This window comes from Microbacterium testaceum (genome assembly GCF_001476655.1).
Taxonomy (GTDB): Bacteria; Actinomycetota; Actinomycetes; order Actinomycetales; family Microbacteriaceae; genus Microbacterium; species Microbacterium testaceum_C.
The window spans coordinates 1-18,304 of sequence record NZ_LDRT01000044.1 but is presented as its reverse complement, the minus strand read 5'-3'; the positions used below and the strand labels follow the sequence as shown (position 1 = coordinate 18,304).

Sequence of the window (18,304 nt, the reverse complement as noted above, 5' to 3'; positions counted from 1 at the left end):
CCTCTCGCCTTCCGTGCCGTCAGTCCCGGATGCGGCAGTGCGTGGTCAGCTCGCCGATCCCGTCGATGCCGACCGTGACGGTCGAGCGGTCGCGGAGGAAGATCTGCGGGTCGCGCGAGTAGCCGGCTCCGCCGGGGCTTCCCGTCGAGATCAGCGTTCCGGGCAGGAGGGTGGCCGACTCCGACAGCTTGTGGATGAGCGTCGCCACCGACCGCACCATCTGGCCGGTGCTGGCATCCTGCACCGTGTGACCGTCGACCACGGTCCAGATGTGCAGGTCCTGCGGGTCGGGGATCTCGTCGGCGGTCACGACGAACGGGCCGGTCGGGGTGAAGCCGTCGAACGACTTGCAGCGCGACCACTGCGCCTCGGAGAACTGGATGTTCCGCGCCGTGATGTCGTTGACCACGGTGTAGCCCCACACGTGGTCGAGGGCGTCGGCCTCGGGCACATCGCGCCCGGGACGCCCGATGATCACACCGAGCTCGGCCTCGTAGTCGACCGCCTCGCTGAGCGCGCGCGGCCACGACGTCGTCGCCTCGTGCGCGGTGAGGGAGTTCGGCCACAGGACGAACACGGTCGGCCCCGCGTCGGTCTTCAACCCCAGCTCGCCCGAGTGGGCGGCGTAGTTGAGCCCGACCGCGAGGATCGACGGGGGAGCGAGGACCGCCGAAGCGAAGGTGACGCCGGCCAGAGGATGCCGTTTCGCCCCGGCCGCGGCATCCCGCACACGATCGAGCAGCGCGTCGCCGCCCGCGATGAGCTGCTCGAGAGTGCGCGGGGCACCGTCGAAGAACTCGTCGACGAAGGAGAACTCCTCGGCATGGACGCTGATCAGGCGGGGGGACTCCGCCCCTTCCGGGGAACGGACGTGGGCGAAACGCATGCCTCCACGCTACCGGGCGCCTCGCGCCGCCCGCCTCCACAACCCTCGAATCCTCCGACCCGGTGGCCCCTAGGCTGTGCGCATGAGCTACCCGTCGCCGCTCTCGCAGCCGTCCCCGGGGCAACCGGCCCGCATCTCGACGACCCCGCCGGTCGCCGTCTCCGCTGCTCCGCCGCGGGTGCGGGGCGGGGGTGTCGCCCTGTGGATCGTCGCCGCGCTGCTGGTGCCGGTGCTGGCACTGCTGGTGCTGTACTTCACGCGGTTCCTCGGGCCGGCGGCATCTTTCATCGGGCTCGTCCTGGCGGTCATCCCGTTCGTGGTGGTGTGGTTCGTGGTGCGCTACATCGACCGGTGGGAACCGGAACCGCCTCGCCTGCTGATCTTCGCCGCCGCGTGGGGAGCGGTCGCGGCGGTGGCGATCGCGCTCGCCGTGGACCTGCTGGTCACCTTCGTCACGGGCGGCCTGCCGGATGCCGTGAGCGCGGTCGTGCAGGCGCCGATCGTCGAGGAGGTCGCGAAGGGGCTCGGTGTCTTCCTGCTGTACGCCTTCGCCCGGCGGTTCTTCGACGGTCCCGTCGACGGGATCGTCTACGGTGCCCTCATCGGGGCGGGCTTCGCGCTCACCGAGAACGTGCAGTACTTCGCGATCGGGTACCTCGAGGGAGGGCCGGGCGAGGTCGCGACGACCTTCTTCCTGCGCGCGGTGCTCTCGCCGTTCGCGCACGTGATGTTCACGAGCCTCACCGGCTTCGCGTTCGGCCTCGCGGCGCGACGCTCGCTGCGCACCGGGGCCGCACTGGGCTACGCCGTGCCGGGGCTGATCGCGGCGATCGTGCTGCACGCGGTGTGGAACGGCTCCGCGACGTTCTTCAACTTCTTCGAGGTGTACGCGACTCTGCAGGTGCCGTTGTTCGTGGCCTTCATCGTCGGCATCCTGCTCCTCCGCCGCGAGGAGTCGCGGCTCACGCGGGCCCGTCTCGGCGAATACGCGGCGGCCGGCTGGTTCACCCCCCACGAGGTCGACATGCTCGCCACCGCGCCCGGCCGACGCTCGGCCCTCGCCTGGGCGCGGACCCTGCGAGGGGATCGCTCCGCGATCATGAAGGGCTTCATCAGGGATGCCACGGCCCTCGCCGCCGCGCGACAGCGCGCGCTCTCGGGGCGGGATCCGCACGCGGTGGCGACCGAGCGTCAGCTGCTGGAGCGCACGACGGCGGCGCGTGCGGCGCTGCTGGCGCCCTGAGCGCTCGCGGCGGCGCTGCTGGCGCCCTGAGCGCTCGCGGCCGGGCGGCGGCGCACGCGGGGTCTTGACAGCGCCCCGGAGCGGGAGCACCATCGATGTAGGCCAACTCAGCGCCCGGGAGACACGCAGGCATCGCCGCGGCACCGGGCGCTGAGTCTTTGTCCAGGGGGTTCGACGGCGCGCTGCGCATGCTTGGATGGACGTATGACTGATCGCACCAAGCCGGAGTTCGACGCTCCCAGCGGCCCCGCCCCCTCCGACCTCGTCATCCGCGACATCATCGTCGGCGACGGCGACGAGGCCAAGCCCGGCGACACCGTCACCGTGCACTACGCCGGTGTCGAGTACGAGTCCGGCGAAGAGTTCGACTCGTCGTGGGGCCGGGGCGAGAGCATCCAGTTCCCGCTCCGCGGCCTCATCCAGGGCTGGCAGGACGGCATCCCGGGCATGAAGGTCGGCGGTCGCCGCGAGCTCGTCATCCCGCCGCACCTGGCCTATGGCCCCGCCGGTGGGCACTTCCTCGGCGGCAAGACGCTGATCTTCATCATCGACCTGCTCAAGGTCGGCTGACGACACACGATGTTCACGAACCCGAGGGCGCCGCGGCACCCTCGGGTTCGTCTTTTTTCACGATCGTGGAATACATTCGTGTGAATGGGAGTTTCCTCCCCCCAGGACGCCGATACGGCTCCCCAGACCTTTAGGAGTGACATGACCGACACCACCACGCTCGAGATCCCCGGCTACAAGGCAGGCACCTGGGTGCTCGACCCCTCGCACAGCGAGGTGACCTTCACGGTCCGTCACATGATGATCTCGAAGGTCCGCGGCACCTTCGGCATGAAGAGCGCCACGCTCGTCGCCCCCGAGAACCCCCTCGAGGCCACCGTCGAGGCGTCGGTCGACGTCACCTCGGTCGACACCAAGGACGAGGGGCGCGACCAGCACCTCCGTTCGGCCGAGTTCTTCGACATCGAGACCTACCCGACGATGGACTTCCGCTCGACCGGCGTCCGCGTCGAGGACGGCGACTTCCTCGTCGACGGTGAGCTCACCATCCGCGGCGTCAGCAAGCCCGCCACCTTCTCGATCGACTTCGGCGGCTTCGGCACCGACCCGTGGGGCAACTACAAGGCCGGCGCGACGGCCAAGACGGTCATCAACCGTGAGGACTTCGGCCTCACCTGGAACGCCGCCCTCGAGACCGGCGGCGTCCTCGTCGGCAAGGACGTCACCATCGAGCTCGACCTTCAGTTCGCTCTGCAGGCGTGATCCTCGCGAAGGCCTCGGGTGCTCGGCATCCGGGGCCTTCGTCGTTTCCGGGGGCGGCCCCGTGCGGTCAGACCCGCGCGCGGCGCGACAGGCGGAGACGCTGCTGCACGAGCAGAATCCCGAGGAAGACCACGGCGGCGCCCACCGGTTCGTTCCACGAGATGCGCTCACCCAGGATCAGGATGCCGAGAGCCACCCCGACCACCGGCGTGATGTACGTCACCGTCGAGGCGCGCGTGGGGCCCCACGCCCGCAGCGTGTTCTGGTTCCAGACGTAGGCGATGCCGGTGCCCAGGACGCCCAGGGCGACGATGCTGCCGACGACCGGCAGCGAGAGATCCATCGGCTCGGCGAGGATCAGCGGCGACAGCAGCACCATGAAGGCCGCGGCCGGACCGATGTAGCCGAACGCGAAGGCGATGCCCGACAGTCCCGTGTCGCCGAGGAAGCGGCGCATGTAGGCGAGGCTGAAGCCGTAGCAGGCGGTCGCGCCGAGCAGGGCGAGCTGCGCGATCGTGCTGCCGCCGACGTCGGCGATCGCGCCGGGGGCGATGATCACCACGACGCCGACGATGCCGACCGCGATACCGACGAGCTGGCCGAGCTTCAGGCTCTCGACGCGGAACACCGCCCACGCCATGATCGCCGTCATGATCGGCGTCGTCGCGTTGAAGATGCTCGCGAGCCCCGAGGACACGTGCTGTTCGGCCCAGGCGAAGAGCAGGAACGGCACCACGCAGAAGGTCGCGGAGAGCACGCAGAGGTGCCCCCAGACCCGGATGCCGCGGGGGAGTCGTTCGCGGCGGATCGCCACGATCGCCGCGAGGGCGAGGGCGCCGAACAGCAGGCGACCGCCCGCGACCTGGGCCGGGGTCATCCCGGTGAGCGCGATCGCGATGAAGAGGAAGCTCGAGCCCCACACGACGCCGGTGAGGACGAACTGCACGGCGATCGAGACGGGGGAGGGAGAGGACGCGGATGCCACCTTCCCGACGATAGGGCCGGGATGCGCTCTCGCGCGGCCGATGGCAGTGCGACGGCGGAAAACCGCCGGTCCGTGACCGTCAGCTCCGGGCGTCGCGGATCCGATCGGGGTGCCGCGCGAGCGGTGGGGGCTCGTACGCGCGGACCGGGGGGAGGTCGCCGTCGTAGCGCGCGACCGAGACCGCGACGCGCGCGCCGCTGGAGGCCTGGGTGAGCGTCGAGGTCCCCACGTCCTTCGTCAGCACGTTGACGTTGCCGTTCACGCAGTCCGCGATGTGCGGGGCGCTGGGGTCGAACCACGATCCCGTGTGCATCTGCGCGACACCGGGGAGCAGTTCGTCGGTGACGACCACACCGGCAAGGAGGCTCCCCTGGGCACTGCGGACGATCGCGACGTCGCCGTCGTGGAGGTTCCGAGCCGCGGCATCCGTTCGGTTCAGTCGGATCGGCTCTCGCCCCGCGACCTTGGTGGAACGGCTGGGCGACGCCATGTCGAGCTGACTGTGCAGGCGATGGGAGGGCTGGTTGCACAGAAGCTGCAGATCGTAGGGGGAGTCCGGATCGCCCGCCGGCTCGATCCAGAGGGCGTGCCCGGCGGTGTCGGTCAGCCCGAAGCCGTGGAGGGTCGACGAGAACAGCTCGATCAGACCGCTCGGGGTGTCGAGCGGATGTGAACCCGGGTCCGAGCGGAACGCCGCGAAGGCGCCGTCGCGGTAGGGGCGTTGCGGTAGCGGCGTCCCGCCGTCGCGCCAGAACTCGGCGAAAAGCGGGGCGTCGGGGTTCTGCGTCCGCCACTGCTCGTAGATGCGCTCGAGCCAGGCCCGCGAGTCGAGGCCCTCGGAATAGTCCGCGCCGAGGCGCTGGGCGAGCCGGTCGTAGATCCAGAACTCCTCGCGTGCCTTTCCGGCGGGCGCCACGGCCCGGGGCATGGCGCGGAGTCGGGAGTCACCGGCCCCGGCGGCCAGATCGTCGCGCTCGAGAGGGGTCGCCGCGGGCAGGACGATGTCGGCGTGGCGGGCTGTCGGCGTCCAGTGGAACTCGTGGACGACGAGCGTGTCGATCCGCGCGAGACCTCGGCGCAGCCGCCGGAGATCCTGGTGGTGGTGGAACGGGTTACCTCCCGCCCAGTACACGAGGCGGATGTCGGGCAGCCGCAGCGTGCCGCCGTCGTAGGGGATGGTCTCGTCCGGGCGCAGGAGCAGATCGCTGATGCGCGCGCACGGGATGAAGTCGTCCACCGCATTGCGGCCCTGGGGGAACGTGGGCAGGCGCACCTGCTCCACGCCGATACCGTGGTCGCCCATCGAGCCGTAGCCGTGCGAGAAGCCGCCGCCCGGAAGGCCGATCTGGCCCAGGAAGGCCGCGAAGGTCAGCGCGGCGAACACCGCCTGCTCACCGTGCTCGGCGCGCTGCAGCGAGTACGTGACGTTCACCAGTGTGCGTCCCGCGGCGGCGCGTCGCGCGAGATCGCGGATCGCGGTCGCGGGGATCCCCGTGAGGGGCGCGGCCCATTCCGCCGTCTTCGCCACCCCGTCGACCTCGCCCCGCAGGTACGCGCGCACCTCATCGACGCCGACGGTGGAAGACGACAGGAACGCCTCGTCGGCGAGTCCCTCGTCGACGAGGGTGTGGGTGAGGGCGAGGAGGAGCGCGGTGTCGGTACCGGGCCGGATGCCGATCCACTCGGCATCCAGGTCGGCGCCGATGTCGTCGCGCTGCGCGGAGACGGAGACGAAACGGGTGCTGCGCGCGGCGTCGCGCGACAGCCCGCCGACGAGCTGGCGATGGTGGCCGCCGGGGACCACCGAGGTGTTCGACAGGCGCACGCCCCCGAAGCAGAGCAGGAGGTCGGTGTGCGCGGCGATGTGCGGCCACGACGGGGGTCGCTTGCGGAGCTCCTCCATACCGTTGCGGCCGATGAGGTGCGGGAGCAGCACCAGGCTGGCCCCGCGGCTGTAATCGTTGACCGACGACGTGTACCCGCCGATGACGTTCAGGAAACGATGCAGCTGCCCCTGGGCGTGGTGCAGACGCCCGGCGCTTCCCCACCCGTAGGAGCCGCCGAAGATCGCGCGGTTGCCGTGCGCGGTGCGGACGCGGTCCAGCTCGGCGGCGAGCAGGTCGAGGGCCTCGTCCCATTCGACTTCCACGTACTCGTCGTCGGGGGCGCCGCGACGGTCATCCGGTCCGGGGCCGTTCTCGAGCCACCGGCGACGGACCGACGGGCGCGCGACACGGAGAGGGTGGTGCTGCGCCTCTGCGACCCCCTCGATCGCCGGGGAGGCATCCTCGTCGTCGGCGTAGGGCCGTGTGCGCAGCACGGTGCGACCGTCGTCCGACACCTCGACCTGGAAGGTGCCCCAGTGGGCGCTGCTCTCCTGCGTCCGCGTCATCCCTCCATGCTTTCCCCGTCGCCGTCGAGGCGGATGTCGCCGCGCAACGCGACGTCACATTCGGAGGCGTCCACCGGGTTCAGGGCTGCGGATCGAGCGCGTCGTAGGCCCGGAAGCGCGGGGAGAACCGCACGAGCGTACCGACGAGGGCGAGGATCAGGATGCCGCCGAACAGGGGCGGCACCCACAGGGCGGTCAGGGTCGCGAGGGTTCCGGCGTACAGCGCCCCGACGCGAGGGCCACCGGCCACCACGACGATGAAGATGCCCTGGAGGCGTCCGCGCATGGCATCCGGAACCGCCGCCTGCATCATCGTCGAGCGGTAGATCGCACTGACGTTGTCGGCGGCTCCCGAGATGGCGAGAGCGACCGCGGCGAGAACGATCAGTGCGACGGCGGCGTGGGTCTCGTCGACGAGGTCGGGGCGGAGCCAGCCCAGGCTCGCGGCGACGAGAACGAGGCCGAAGAGCCCGATGGACAGTCCGTAGACCTGGATCGCGCGCTCGATCCCGAGCCCCTGGCGGCGCACCCGCCCGATCGGGCCCGAGAAGAGGCTCGACAAGAAGGCACCGGCCGCGACCGCCGCGGTGAGGATGCCGGTGGTGATCGCCCCGCCTCCCAGGAGTACCGCCCCGATCGCGGGGAACAGCGTGACGGGTTGGCCGAAGGTCATCGCCGTGATGTCGAGGAGGTACTGCAGGCGGATGTTCGGGGCGCGGCGCAGGAACCGGGCGCCGTCGCGGAGGGACTCGAGGCCCGGCCGCACCACCTCACCCTCAGGGCGCAGCCGCGGCAGCGACCAGAGGCCGAGGAACAGCGACGTCATGAGGAGGACGTCGAGCGAGTACGTCCACGCATACCCCGCCACCGCGACGAGCACTCCGGCCAGTGCGGGTCCGGCCATTACCATGATGCCGACCGTGACGCCCTGCAGGGCGGCGGCCGCCGGCAGCAGATCCCGCGGGATCAACCGCGGGGTGATGGCCGACTTGGTGGCCATGACGATGGAGTTCGCCGCCGAGTTCACCACGCTCAAGACGAAGAGCCACCCGACCGTCTCGAGGCCCGTCCAGGCGAGGACGGCCAACAGCGCCGTGGAGACGAAGGTGACCACGGCCGCGAGCAGCGCGACCGTGCGTCGATCGAAGGCGTCCGCGAGCATGCCGCCGTAGAGGCCGGCGAGCACCATCGGCAGGAGACCCGCCACGGCGATCATCGAGACCGCGAACGTGCTCTGCGTCAGCTCGAACACGTGCAGCATGACGGCGACGACCGTCAGCTGCCCGCCGAGACCCGCGAGGGTCGAGCCGATCCACAGACGCGCGAAAGCGGGGGAGGTGGTGAGCGGACGCAGGTCGATGAACGCGCTTCGCCGGGCGCTCACGCGTCGACCTCGACGCGCTTCACGCGCGCGGTGTGGCCGCGCAGGATCTCGACGTCGCGGGCGGGCACGCCGAAGTGGGCGGCCAGAGCACGGACCACGCCGGCGTTCGCCCCGCCGTCGACGGCGCGCTCGCGCACGTGGACGACGAGACCCTCGGGAGTGTCTTCGACGAGGGGGCCGCGCCGACTTCCGGGCTTGACGCGGACCGTGAGTTGCACGGATCGAGGCTACGCCAGGGCGCGGACATCGGTCCGCTCTCCGAGCGCCTCGGACCGCGAGGGTGACGTCGCGGGGCCGTTCGATGGCGGCATCCGGATGCTGGTAGACTCATGCGGTTGCCGTTCGATCGGCCGCGGATAAAGAGAGCTCGCACATCGTGTGACGGGCGCCGCGCAATGAGAAGGAAGGGGATCCCATCTATGGCACTCGAAGCAGACGTCAAGAAGGCGATCATCGAAGAGTACGCGACGCACCCCGGTGACACCGGATCCCCCGAGGTGCAGGTCGCGATGATGACGCAGCGCATCAAGGACCTCACCGAGCACCTCAAGCTCCACAAGCACGACCACCACTCGCGCCGTGGACTCTTCCTGCTCGTCGGTCAGCGCCGCCGCCTGCTGGGTTACCTGCAGGACGTCGACATCAACCGTTACCGCTCGCTCATCGAGCGTCTCGGTCTGCGTCGCTAATCGCACCAGCGTTCTATCGCGCAAAACATTCTTGGAAGGCCGCCCCACGGTGTGGGGCGGCCTTCGGCGTTCCCGGATGCCGGCTCGCCAGCACGCGCGCCGCGCCGCGCGAGGCGCGGCCTCGCCTGACGCGATAAACGCCGATGCTCCCGAGACACGCGGCGTCTCAGCGTGTCTCGGAAGGATCGGCGTTTATCGCGAGGACGGTGGGCATCGCGGGGCGCGTGCGGGCGCGCACGCGGGAGGCGCGAGCGGGGAAGGTCAGGATGCCGCGCGCGCGGCCAGCAGATCCGCGTGCCAGCGCTCGGCCACGTCGGGGTGGGCGCGCAGGCGCGACTTGAGGGCGTTCTCGCCATAGGTCGCGTGGATGGGGTTCGTCGGGTCGTCGGTGACGCCGCGGACCTCGGATGCCAGCTCCTCGGGCAGCTCGATGATCGGTAGGCGCGCGTCGAGGGCGGGATTGAAGAAGAACGGCACCGAGATGCGCTCGTCGGGGTACTTCGGCGAGATCACGCGGTGGTTGGTCGCCGTGAGGTAGCCCTGCGTGGCGTACTCGAGCAGTTCGCCGATGTTGACCACGAAGGCGCCCGGCACCGGGGGAGCGTCGACCCACTCGCCGTCGCGCTCGACCTGCAGGCCGCCCTTGCCGGGCTCGACCCAGAGGAGGGTCAACACGCCCGAGTCCTTGTGGGCGCCGACGCCCTGCTGGGGAGTCGGGTCGTCCTTGCCGGGGTAGCGGACGATCTTGATGAGGGTCTGCGGGTCGCCGAAGTGGCGGTCGAAGTACTGCTCCTCCGCGCCCAGGGCCAACGCCCATGCGCGCAGCAGTTTGCGGGCGACGCCGGTGAGGTGGTCGTGCCACTCGGTGACGACGTCCTTGAGCTCGGGCTGGGCCGCCGGCCACAGGTTGGGGCCGACGAGCCGGTTGTAACCGGGGCCCTCGGGGTCGTGGATCGGATCGCGCTCGGGTCCGATGTCGATCTGCTCGCGCCAGTCGACGCGGCCCTGCGTGCGCTCGCCGCCGACGCGCGTGTAACCGCGGAAGTGGGGGCTCGTGACGTTCTCGATCGCGAGCTTCTCGGCCTCGGGCAGTGCGAAGAAGTCGTGGGCGGCCTGCAGCAGGCGCTCCTCCAGCTCCGCGCTGACGCCGGTGCCGGTCAGGTAGAAGAAGCCGACGTCGTGGGTGGCGGCGCGCAGGTCGTCGCGGAAACGAGATGCGGCCTCGGGCCCCTGATCGAGGAGCGAGAGGTCGAGGATCGGGAGGTTCAACTCGGACATGGATCGAGGCTAGGTCGGGGCGCTCGCCGTCGCCCGAATGTTGCCGAGCATTACCTCGGTCGCCCACGGCATCCGTGTTCCGTTCTGAATCGGGGATGCGCGAATCGACGAAAGTGCGTAATCTGTCACAGTCAGGTGAGGCTGTCCTTACCTGATCCGCAGCGTCGCGGTCCTTCCTCCTCGTGAAAGTCGGAACTCCCGCCCGTGCTTGCCAGCTTCTTCGCCACCTTCCTCATCGGCCTCCGCGAAGGCCTCGAGGCCGCGCTCGTCGTCGGCATCCTCGTCGCTTACCTCTCGCGTCTCGACCGACGCGACGCCCTGCCGAAGCTGTGGACCGGGGTAGGACTCGCGGTGGCCCTCGCGCTCGGCGTCGGGGCGATCTTCACGTTCGGGGCCTACATGCTCACGTTCGAGGCGCAGGAACTGCTCGGTGGGGGACTCTCGCTGCTCGCGGTCGCGATGGTGACCTGGATGATCTTCTGGATGCAGAAAGCCGGCCGCACGCTCAAGGCGGGTCTCGAAGGCGGCATCGACAAGGCCCTGCGCGGCGGGGTGTGGGCGCTCGTCGCGATCGGGTTCGTCTCGGTGGCCCGCGAGGGCGTGGAGACGACCCTGCTGCTGTGGTCGATGGTGCAGTCGTTCGGTGAGTCACCCGTGGCGCTGCTCGGCGCGCTCCTGGGGCTCGCCACCGCGGTCGTCCTCGGCTGGTTCATCGCCCGCGGCATGCTGCGCCTGAACCTCGGTCGCTTCTTCACGTGGACCGGCGGTTTCCTCGTCGTCGTGGCCGCCGGCGTCCTCGCCTACGCGTTCCACGACCTGCAGGAAGCCGGTGCCCTGCCCGGCCCGTTCGGTGCGGGCGCGCCGATCGACCCCCTCACCGGCCTCGTCGCCACCGGCTGGGCGGGATTCCCGTTCGGGTGGGCGTTCGACGTCTCGACCGCCATCGCTCCCGACAGCGCCCTCGCCGCGCTGCTGCAGGCGACCGTGGGCTTCATGCCGCAGATGACGTGGCTGCAGGTCATCGCGTGGGTCGTCTACGTCGCCGTGGTGGTGCCGCTGTTCGTCCGCGGTGTGCGCGCCGGCCGACGCCCGCGCCCCGCGGCGACCTCCCCATCCGCGCCGCCGATCGAGCCTCATCGCTCGGGCGCCACGGCGACGCTCGGCACCTCCACCGCCCCCTGAGACCTTTCTCCTCCCGCGCACACCCGACGGCGCGGCATCCCTTCCTCGAACGGAGCACAGCACCATGAACTCGACACGCCTCCTCGCGGTCACGGCCGTGGCCGGCGCGGCCGCCCTCGTCCTCTCCGGCTGCGTCGCCAAGACCGACGCGGCCGCCTCCGGAGCCCTCACGGTCACCTCGACCGACGACGGCTGCGCGGTCTCGTCCGCCTCGGTGCCCAGCGGAACCGTCGCGTTCGATGTGAGCAACAAGAGCGATCAGGTCACGGAGTTCTACCTGCTGGCATCCGACGGCCTGCGGATCGTCGGCGAGGTCGAGAACATCGCCCCCGGCGCCTCGCGCAACCTCACCGTCGTCGCGCAGCCCGGTGACTACTTCACGCTCTGCAAGCCCGGCATGGTCGGCGACGGCGTGGGCAAGGCGGCCTTCTCGGTCACCGGAGACGCCGTCGCCGTCGACGGCCCGGATGCCGACCAGAAGCAGCAGGCGGTCGACCTCTACGCCGCGTTCGTCAAGGACCAGGTCGGTCAGCTGCTTCCGGCCGTGAAGACGTTCACCGCCGCCTACGAGTCGGGCGACGATGCTGCGGCGAAGGAGCAGTTCCCCCGCGTGCGCGCGTACTACGAGCGCATCGAGCCGATCGCCGAGGCGCTCGGCGACCTCGACCCGCGCATCGACTACCGCGAGGTCGACGCCGTGGCCGAGGGGCTGGACTGGACCGGGTTCCACCGCATCGAGAAGGATCTCTGGGTCCCGGCGCAGGACGCGCTGAACGCCGATGGCGAGACGCCGGCGTGGAAGGACTGGGCTCCCTCGACCCCGGACGAGCGCAAGACGCACGGCGACAAGCTCGTGTCCGACGTGCAGGAACTGTACGACTACGTCCACGGCGACGAGTTCACCCAGGCGCTGAGCACCCAGGGCGTCGCGGGGATCTCGAACGGCGCGATCGCGCTGCTCGACGAGGTCGCGAGCGGCAAGATCAGCGGCGAGGAGGACTGGTGGTCGGGCACCGACCTCTACGATTTCGCCGCCAACGTGGAGGGCTCCAAGATGGCGTTCTCGCTCGTGCGCGACTTCGCCGAGTCGAAGGGCGACAAGGGGGCCGAGCTCGTCACGCGGATCGACAAGGGGTACGCCGACCTCGAGGCCGCTCTCGCCGCTCACGGCTCCGCGGACGCGGGCTTCGTCCCCTACTCGCAGCTGACCGAGGCCGACAAGCGTCAGTTCACCGACCTGATCAATGCGCTCGCCGAGCCGCTGTCGCAGCTGACCGTCACGGTTCTGGAGTGAGTGTGAGCGACGAAGAACAGACCCCCGCTGCCGCCGGATCCTCGGGTCCGGCGGCAGCCGCGCGTCCCGACGCCGACACGTCCGCCCGCGAGGTGTCCGGTGGAGAGACCTCCGCGGGTGTGTCGCGTCGTGGGCTGATCGGCCTCGCCCTCGGGGCGAGCGCGACCAGCCTCGTCGTCGGCGCGGGAGCGGGCCTCGTCGGGGGTGCGGCGTACGGCCAGGACCAGGCGCGCCGGGCGATGGATGCCGTGGCCCCGGCATCCGGCATCCACCAGCCGGGCATCACCACGCCGGTGCAGGAGCACCTCCACTTCGCGGCGTACGACATGATGGCGCGGACGACCCGTGACGACCTCGCGGAGTTGTTGTCGGACTGGACGTACGCGGCCACCCGCATGATGCAGGGTCTCGACGTCAGTGCGACGGGCGCTCTCGGCGGTTCGCCCGAGGCTCCGCCGGACGACACGGGTGAGGCCGTGGGCCTTCCCGCGAGCAACCTCACGATCACGTTCGGCTTCGGACCGTCGCTCTTCGACGCCCGTTTCGGGCTCGAGGGACAGCGTCCGCCGGGGCTCGAGCGGTTGCCGGCGTTCCTGAACGACGACCTCGACCCGTTGCGCTCCGACGGGGACCTGTGCATCCAGGCGTGCGCCGACGACCCGCAGGTCGCCGTGCATGCGATCCGCAACCTCAGCCGGATCGCCTTCGGTCGCGCGACGATCCGTTGGTCGCAGCTCGGTTTCGGTCGGACGTCCAAGACCACCGCCGCCCAGACGACCCCGCGGAACCTCTTCGGGTTCAAGGACGGGACCGCCAACATCCTCGCCGACGACACGGCTGCGCTGGACGAGAACGTCTGGGTCTCGGCATCCGAGGGTCCGGCGTGGCTCGCGGGCGGGTCCTACCTCGTGGCGCGGCGCATCGCGATGCTCATCGAGACGTGGGATCGCACCCGCCTCGCCGAGCAGGACCGCGTCGTCGGCCGTGACAAGGGAGCCGGCGCACCGCTGTCGGGCGGAGACGAGTTCACCGCCCCCGACTTCGCGGCCACGGATGCCACGGGCAAGCCCCGCATCGATCGGCGCAGTCACGTGAGCCTCGCCCACCCCGACAACAACGGCGGGATCCGCATCCTGCGCCGCGGCTACAACTTCGTCGACGGCACGACCGACCTCGGCCGGCTGAACGCGGGGCTGTTCTTCCTGTCGTTCCAGAAGAGCCCCGATCGCTTCATCACGCTGCAGAAGGCGCTGTCGACGGATGCCATGGGCGAATACATCCGCCACGTCGGCTCGGGACTGTGGGCGGTGCCTCCGGCTCCGGCGTCGGGGGCGTCGATCGGGGCGGGTCTGCTCGGCTCCTGAGGCGCAGGCCTGTCGCGGGTGTGCGGTCCGTTCGACGGGCTCAGGGACGTGGGCGGGAGGTGGCTGAGCCCGTCGAAGCCACCGGCCCCGGCGTCGACGGTCCTACCGCGAGCCGCGGCCGGCGCCGAGCGCGCGGTCGCGGAACAGCCACGGCATCCGGGGCTCCACCTGGGGGCGCGTCACGTGGCGCACCGGGCGACTCGGCAGCAGGACGGCGATCGCCACGCTCGCGATCGCGACCACCGGGATCCACAGTCCCATCGGCTCCAGCCCCCGCAGCACACCCGACTGGCGGAACGGGGAGAGCACGAACGTGTGCAGCAGGTAGACGTACATCGTGTATCGACCGAGGTGCGTCCAGCGGGTTTCGCGGCGGGGGATCAGCGCCAGGAACGCGGCCATCAGCGCGAGCGCGAGCGCGATGATCGCCAGCCGCACGCCGTCCACCCACCACTGCGGGGCGTCGAGATCGGCGTACGCGTCGACGAAGAAGAACCACGTCCCCAGGCGCACGTCGCGCCAGGTGTCGACGAAGACGAACGCGAGCGTTCCCGCCGCGATCAGCACGGTCGCGGCGGCCGCGCGCAGCCAGACGGGCCGCGCGGCCAGCAGCCCTGCGCGCGCGACGACGTCGTGCTCGCACAGCCACCAGCCGAGGGTGAAGAAGGGGAGCAGACCGAGCAAGCGCGAGAGCGAGAACGTCGAGTCGATGATCGCCGCGAAGCGGGCGTTGTCCCAGAACGGGGTGCGTGGGGGGCGGTGGGGTGGTGGCATCCGTCATCGTCAGGGAGGCTAGACGGGGCACGATCGAGGATCCACGGGGTGGATTTCGGATGCCGATGAGGTACGGCGGAATAAACCTCGGCGTGGTGCGTTCCACCATGTATATTCAGATGCATACAAAACAGGAGGCGCATCATGGGTGAGACGAGCAACTGGCCGGGCATGCAGTTCGGTGTCATGACGGTGAGCGACATCACCCAGGACCCGACGACGGGGAAGACCCCGAGCGAGGCCCAGCGCATCAAGGACACGCTGACAATCGCCAAGCACACCGAAGAGGTCGGCCTCGACGTCTTCGCCCTCGGCGAGCACCACAACCCGCCGTTCTGGTCGTCGTCGCCCACGACGACGCTCGCGTACATCGCGGCGCAGACCGAGCGCCTCATCCTCACGACGTCGACGACGCTGATCACCACGAACGACCCGGTGAAGATCGCCGAGGACTTCGCGATGCTGCAGCACGTGTCGGGCGGTCGCGCCGACCTCATGCTCGGCCGCGGCAACACCGGCCCGGTCTACCCCTGGTTCGGCAAGGACATCCGTCAGGGCCTGCCGCTCACCATCGAGAACTACGACCTTCTGCACAAGCTGTGGCGCGAGGACGTCGTCGACTGGGAGGGGAAGTTCCGCACGCCGCTGCAGGGCTTCACCTCGACCCCGCGGCCGCTGGACGGCGTGCCCCCGTTCGTGTGGCACGGATCGATCCGCACGCCCGAGATCGCCGAGCAGGCCGCCTACTACGGCAACGGTTTCTTCGCGAACAACATCTTCTGGCCCAAGGAGCACTACCAGCGCCTCATCACGCTGTACCGCGAGCGCTTCGCCCACTACGGACACGGCACGCCCCAGCAGGCGATCGTCGGCCTCGGCGGACAGGTGTTCATGCGCGCCAACTCGCAGGACGCCGTACGGGAGTTCCGTCCGTACTTCGACAACGCCCCCGTCTACGGTCACGGCCCGAGCCTCGAGGACTTCAGCGAGATGACCCCGCTGACCGTCGGTTCGCCGCAGCAGGTCATCGACCGTTACGCCGCGATGCGCGAGACCTTCGGCGACTACCAGCGTCAGCTCTTCCTCATCGATCACGCCGGGCTCCCGACCAAGACCGTGCTCGAGCAGCTCGACATCCTCGGCTCCGAGGTCGTGCCGGTGCTGCGCAAGGAGTTGCAGGTGAACCGTCCCGCCGAGGTTCCCGACGCGCCCACTCACGCCAACCTCGTCGAGAAGATCTACGCCGGTGCGGCTCCGCGTCAGGCCGTCCCTGGCGCGAACCGCGGCGACAACATGGTCGCGGGCAGCCCCTACCAGGATGCCGCTCCCCGCTCGGGCAGCGCCTTCGGCGCGGCCGCGACGAAGGTGGGTGCCTGACATGTCTGCTCGCCGAGTCGCGGTCGTCACCGCGGGCCTGTCCACCCCGTCGTCCACGCGCATGCTCGGCGACCGTCTCGCGCACGCCGCTCTGGCGGAGCTGCGCGAGCGCGGAATCGACGCCACCAGCGACGTGTTCGAGCTGCGTGACTACGCACACGACCTGACCGACAACCTGCTCACGGGGTTCGCGCCCCCGGCGCTCGAGCAGATGATCAACACGATCGTGTCGGCCGACGGTGTCATCGCCGTCACGCCGATCTTCTCCACGAGCTACTCGGGTCTGTTCAAATCGTTCATCGACGTGCTCGATCCGCAGGCGCTCACGGGCACCCCGGTGCTGATCGGCGCGAACGCCGGCACCGCGCGCCACTCGCTCGCGATCGACTACGCCATCCGGCCCCTGTTCACCTACCTGCACGCGAACCCCGTGCCGACCGGGGTGTTCGCGGCATCCAGTGACTGGGGGGCGAACGCCGACGAGGTCGCCCCGCTCGGCTCGCGCGTCGACCGCGCCGCGCGGGAGTTCGCCGATGCGATCGCCGCGCGAGAGCCCGTCCGTGACGCCGACCCGTTCGACCCGTCGTCGTACCTCGGTGCGGGCAAATCGTTCGGCCACTTGCTGGGTGGCCTGTCGGGGGAGTGACCCTGTTCCGACGCCCCGTCGCCCGTGTGGGCGGCGGGGCGTCGTGCGGTGCGTGCGGGGGCGGTGCGGGCCTGCGCCGGGTTCGGAGGTGCGCACCGGATCCGTCGCTCATCTCCGAGGCTGCGGCGCTGAACGCTGACCCGGGCCGGCGGCTCTAGGGTGGGGGCGACGAGAGGGAGCCGAATGGATGCCGCGCAGTGGGACGAGCGATACCGAGCCTCGGCCGGGGGCGTGTGGGCGACGCAGCCTCCCGCGATCGTGCGCGAGATCGCCGCGCCGCTCTCCCCGGGGAGCGCGATCGACGTCGCGACCGGTGACGGGCGCACCGCGCTGTGGCTCGCCGAGCGTGGATGGAGGTGCACCGGCGTCGACTTCTCGAGCGCGGGGCTCGCGCTCGCCGCAGCGCGCCCCGGCGGCGATGCCGTGACCTGGGCGTGTGCCGACGTGCACGCGTGGGATCCGGGTGCACCGGTCGACCTGGTGGTGTCGTGTTACCTGCATCTGCCCGACAGCGCTGACGCCGTCCGACGGATCGCCGAGTGGGTGACGCCCGGGGGCACACTCCTCGTTCTCGGCCACGACGTCGACAACATCGCCGCGGGAGGCCACGGCCCCTCGAATCCCGCCATCCTCTACACGCCCGAGCTGTTGCGCGGCGCCCTCGACGACCGTTTCCGGATCGAGCGCTGCGAGCAGGTCATCCGGACGAGCGAGGATGCCGAGCTGCGAGGCGGCCATCACGCGCCGGCGATCGACACGCTGTTGCACGCCGTGCGCGTGCGCTGACCCCCGCGGGTCACAGCACGATGTCATCGACCCTCCCGAGCTCGCGGGCGGCGACAGGGCGGATCCCGCGCCGCACGAACGTGTCGGCGGCCGCGAGCGGGCCCACGTCGACCCCCGCCTCGGCCGCGAGGGCGGCGATCGGGACCTGGAACGTGCGGAACGCCCCGAGCGGTCGCACCATCAGAGCCTGCCGGGTGTCGACGAGGTCGCTCTGATCGAGGACGAAACCGGCCGCGGCCAGCGCGTCCCCGTCGCGCCACGCGGCGATCTTCCAGAACCGCAGCGGAACGCGGATGCCGCGGTACGGCGGATCCTCCTCGCCGAGCACCGGCGCGGTGAACACCGCGAGACGTTGATCCGTGGCCTCGGCGTAGGAGAGCACGTGGTCTTCGAGTCCCAACCACAGCTCTTTCGACTGGTTGAACCCCGCCGCCTGCGGAGCGGCATTGGTATAGAAGAACGTGGCCTCGGTGGCATCCTGAGCCTCCCCGGCCGAGCCCCAGCCGGGATCGCGGCGCCGTACGAGGTGCCCACGGTCGAGATCGTTGCGGCTGTAGACCTCGGGCCCCGCCTGGGCGTCGGCGGCCACGCGGGGGTCGAGGCGCCAGTCGCCCGTGCGCGGCTGCTCGCGGAGAGTCGAGCCGTCGATCACGACACCCGTGACGGCGGCGAATCGGCGTTCTTCGTCGAGCAGCACGGAGAAGCGCGGATAGTCGAGCCGCGTCGTCGGGGTGAGGGGTGCGGGCAGGGGG

General features: G+C 70.5%; 18 protein-coding genes. 10 read left to right on the top strand and 8 right to left on the bottom strand.

Annotation, left to right across the window (positions count from 1 at the left end; genetic code table 11):
* Positions 1-19: 19 nt before the first annotated feature.
* On the bottom strand, positions 20-886 hold the full coding sequence (locus NS220_RS07425; RefSeq protein WP_058623444.1) for a fumarylacetoacetate hydrolase family protein: 867 nt from the start codon (positions 884-886) through the stop codon (positions 20-22).
* Between the two features lie 82 nt (positions 887-968).
* Between NS220_RS07425 and NS220_RS07420 the strand changes: the two genes are divergently transcribed.
* The 3 genes from NS220_RS07420 (at position 969) to NS220_RS07410 (ending at position 3,401) form a co-directional block, all read left to right on the top strand.
* Entirely contained in the window at positions 969-2,129 is a 1,161-nt protein-coding gene (locus tag NS220_RS07420) for a PrsW family intramembrane metalloprotease (protein WP_058623443.1), read from the top strand.
* A gap of 204 nt (positions 2,130-2,333) precedes the next feature.
* Complete coding sequence (locus tag NS220_RS07415) at positions 2,334-2,699, top strand: FKBP-type peptidyl-prolyl cis-trans isomerase (RefSeq protein ID WP_013583439.1); 366 nt, start codon at positions 2,334-2,336, stop codon at positions 2,697-2,699.
* Positions 2,700-2,840: 141 nt separating this feature from the next.
* Positions 2,841-3,401, top strand: a complete 561-nt coding sequence (locus tag NS220_RS07410; protein ID WP_058623442.1) for a YceI family protein — start codon at positions 2,841-2,843, stop codon at positions 3,399-3,401.
* 67 nt (positions 3,402-3,468) lie between these two features.
* Here NS220_RS07410 and NS220_RS07405 read toward each other — a convergent pair whose 3' ends face one another.
* The 4 genes from NS220_RS07405 to NS220_RS07390 form a co-directional block, all read right to left on the bottom strand.
* Complete coding sequence (locus tag NS220_RS07405; RefSeq protein ID WP_058623441.1) at positions 3,469-4,386, bottom strand: DMT family transporter; 918 nt, start codon at positions 4,384-4,386, stop codon at positions 3,469-3,471.
* Between the two features lie 79 nt (positions 4,387-4,465).
* Positions 4,466-6,778 (bottom strand): molybdopterin-dependent oxidoreductase, encoded by a 2,313-nt coding sequence (locus NS220_RS07400; RefSeq protein ID WP_058623440.1) that lies wholly within the window; start codon positions 6,776-6,778, stop codon positions 4,466-4,468.
* A 79-nt stretch (positions 6,779-6,857) separates the two neighbouring features.
* Positions 6,858-8,162 (bottom strand): MFS transporter, encoded by a 1,305-nt coding sequence (locus tag NS220_RS07395; RefSeq protein ID WP_058623439.1) that lies wholly within the window; start codon positions 8,160-8,162, stop codon positions 6,858-6,860.
* Complete coding sequence (locus tag NS220_RS07390) at positions 8,159-8,380, bottom strand: DUF167 domain-containing protein (RefSeq protein WP_058623438.1); 222 nt, start codon at positions 8,378-8,380, stop codon at positions 8,159-8,161. Before NS220_RS07390 ends, NS220_RS07395 begins: the two co-directional genes overlap by 4 nt.
* A gap of 201 nt (positions 8,381-8,581) precedes the next feature.
* Between NS220_RS07390 and rpsO the strand changes: the two genes are divergently transcribed.
* Positions 8,582-8,851, top strand: a complete 270-nt coding sequence (gene rpsO, locus NS220_RS07385) for a 30S ribosomal protein S15 (protein ID WP_058623437.1) — start codon at positions 8,582-8,584, stop codon at positions 8,849-8,851.
* 261 nt (positions 8,852-9,112) lie between these two features.
* Here rpsO and NS220_RS07380 read toward each other — a convergent pair whose 3' ends face one another.
* Positions 9,113-10,129, bottom strand: coding sequence for an isopenicillin N synthase family dioxygenase (locus NS220_RS07380; protein WP_058623436.1), 1,017 nt, complete (start codon positions 10,127-10,129; stop codon positions 9,113-9,115).
* 204 nt (positions 10,130-10,333) lie between these two features.
* Here NS220_RS07380 and efeU point away from each other — a divergent pair, with 204 nt between their 5' ends.
* The 3 genes from efeU to efeB all read left to right on the top strand — a co-directional run bounded on the left by efeU (position 10,334) and on the right by efeB (position 13,969).
* Positions 10,334-11,311: an iron uptake transporter permease EfeU gene (efeU, locus tag NS220_RS07375; RefSeq protein ID WP_058623435.1), complete on the top strand. Its 978-nt coding sequence runs from the start codon at positions 10,334-10,336 to the stop codon at positions 11,309-11,311.
* Positions 11,312-11,375: 64 nt separating this feature from the next.
* A complete protein-coding gene (efeO, locus tag NS220_RS07370) occupies positions 11,376-12,605 on the top strand; it encodes an iron uptake system protein EfeO (RefSeq protein WP_058623434.1) in 1,230 nt (409 codons plus the stop codon).
* A gap of 2 nt (positions 12,606-12,607) precedes the next feature.
* The gene (gene efeB, locus NS220_RS07365) at positions 12,608-13,969 is read left to right on the top strand and encodes an iron uptake transporter deferrochelatase/peroxidase subunit (protein ID WP_440589460.1); all 1,362 of its coding nucleotides are present in this window, start codon (positions 12,608-12,610) and stop codon (positions 13,967-13,969) included.
* Positions 13,970-14,071: 102 nt separating this feature from the next.
* Here efeB and NS220_RS07360 read toward each other — a convergent pair whose 3' ends face one another.
* A complete protein-coding gene (locus NS220_RS07360; RefSeq protein ID WP_242864560.1) occupies positions 14,072-14,743 on the bottom strand; it encodes an acyltransferase family protein in 672 nt (223 codons plus the stop codon).
* Positions 14,744-14,914: 171 nt separating this feature from the next.
* On the opposite strand from NS220_RS07360, the gene NS220_RS07355 reads away from it, so the two are divergent.
* The 3 genes from NS220_RS07355 to NS220_RS07345 all read left to right on the top strand — a co-directional run bounded on the left by NS220_RS07355 (position 14,915) and on the right by NS220_RS07345 (position 17,552).
* On the top strand, positions 14,915-16,120 hold the full coding sequence (locus tag NS220_RS07355) for an LLM class flavin-dependent oxidoreductase (RefSeq protein ID WP_193755303.1): 1,206 nt from the start codon (positions 14,915-14,917) through the stop codon (positions 16,118-16,120).
* Position 16,121: 1 nt separating this feature from the next.
* A complete protein-coding gene (locus NS220_RS07350) occupies positions 16,122-16,766 on the top strand; it encodes an FMN reductase (protein ID WP_058623432.1) in 645 nt (214 codons plus the stop codon).
* 183 nt (positions 16,767-16,949) lie between these two features.
* Positions 16,950-17,552, top strand: coding sequence for a class I SAM-dependent methyltransferase (locus NS220_RS07345; RefSeq protein ID WP_058623431.1), 603 nt, complete (start codon positions 16,950-16,952; stop codon positions 17,550-17,552).
* Positions 17,553-17,562: 10 nt separating this feature from the next.
* On the opposite strand, the gene NS220_RS07340 is transcribed toward NS220_RS07345, so the two are convergent.
* Positions 17,563-18,304 (bottom strand): DNA/RNA non-specific endonuclease (locus tag NS220_RS07340; RefSeq protein WP_058623430.1); only part of this gene is annotated, 742 nt, incomplete at its 5' end.

Bases quoted from the DNA above. Each gene is read 5' to 3' on its own strand.
- NS220_RS07425 (WP_058623444.1), bottom strand. From the start codon at position 886: ATGCGTTTCGCCCACGTCCGTTCCCCGGAAGGGGCGGAGTCCCCCCGC.
- NS220_RS07420 (WP_058623443.1), top strand. From the start codon at position 969: ATGAGCTACCCGTCGCCGCTCTCGCAGCCGTCCCCGGGGCAACCGGCC.
- NS220_RS07415 (WP_013583439.1), top strand. From the start codon at position 2,334: ATGACTGATCGCACCAAGCCGGAGTTCGACGCTCCCAGCGGCCCCGCC.
- NS220_RS07410 (WP_058623442.1), top strand. From the start codon at position 2,841: ATGACCGACACCACCACGCTCGAGATCCCCGGCTACAAGGCAGGCACC.
- NS220_RS07400 (WP_058623440.1), bottom strand. From the start codon at position 6,778: ATGACGCGGACGCAGGAGAGCAGCGCCCACTGGGGCACCTTCCAGGTC.
- rpsO (WP_058623437.1), top strand. From the start codon at position 8,582: ATGGCACTCGAAGCAGACGTCAAGAAGGCGATCATCGAAGAGTACGCG.
- NS220_RS07380 (WP_058623436.1), bottom strand. From the start codon at position 10,129: ATGTCCGAGTTGAACCTCCCGATCCTCGACCTCTCGCTCCTCGATCAG.
- efeO (WP_058623434.1), top strand. From the start codon at position 11,376: ATGAACTCGACACGCCTCCTCGCGGTCACGGCCGTGGCCGGCGCGGCC.
- NS220_RS07360 (WP_242864560.1), bottom strand. From the start codon at position 14,743: ATGCCACCACCCCACCGCCCCCCACGCACCCCGTTCTGGGACAACGCC.
- NS220_RS07355 (WP_193755303.1), top strand. From the start codon at position 14,915: ATGCAGTTCGGTGTCATGACGGTGAGCGACATCACCCAGGACCCGACG.
- NS220_RS07350 (WP_058623432.1), top strand. From the start codon at position 16,122: ATGTCTGCTCGCCGAGTCGCGGTCGTCACCGCGGGCCTGTCCACCCCG.
- NS220_RS07345 (WP_058623431.1), top strand. From the start codon at position 16,950: ATGGATGCCGCGCAGTGGGACGAGCGATACCGAGCCTCGGCCGGGGGC.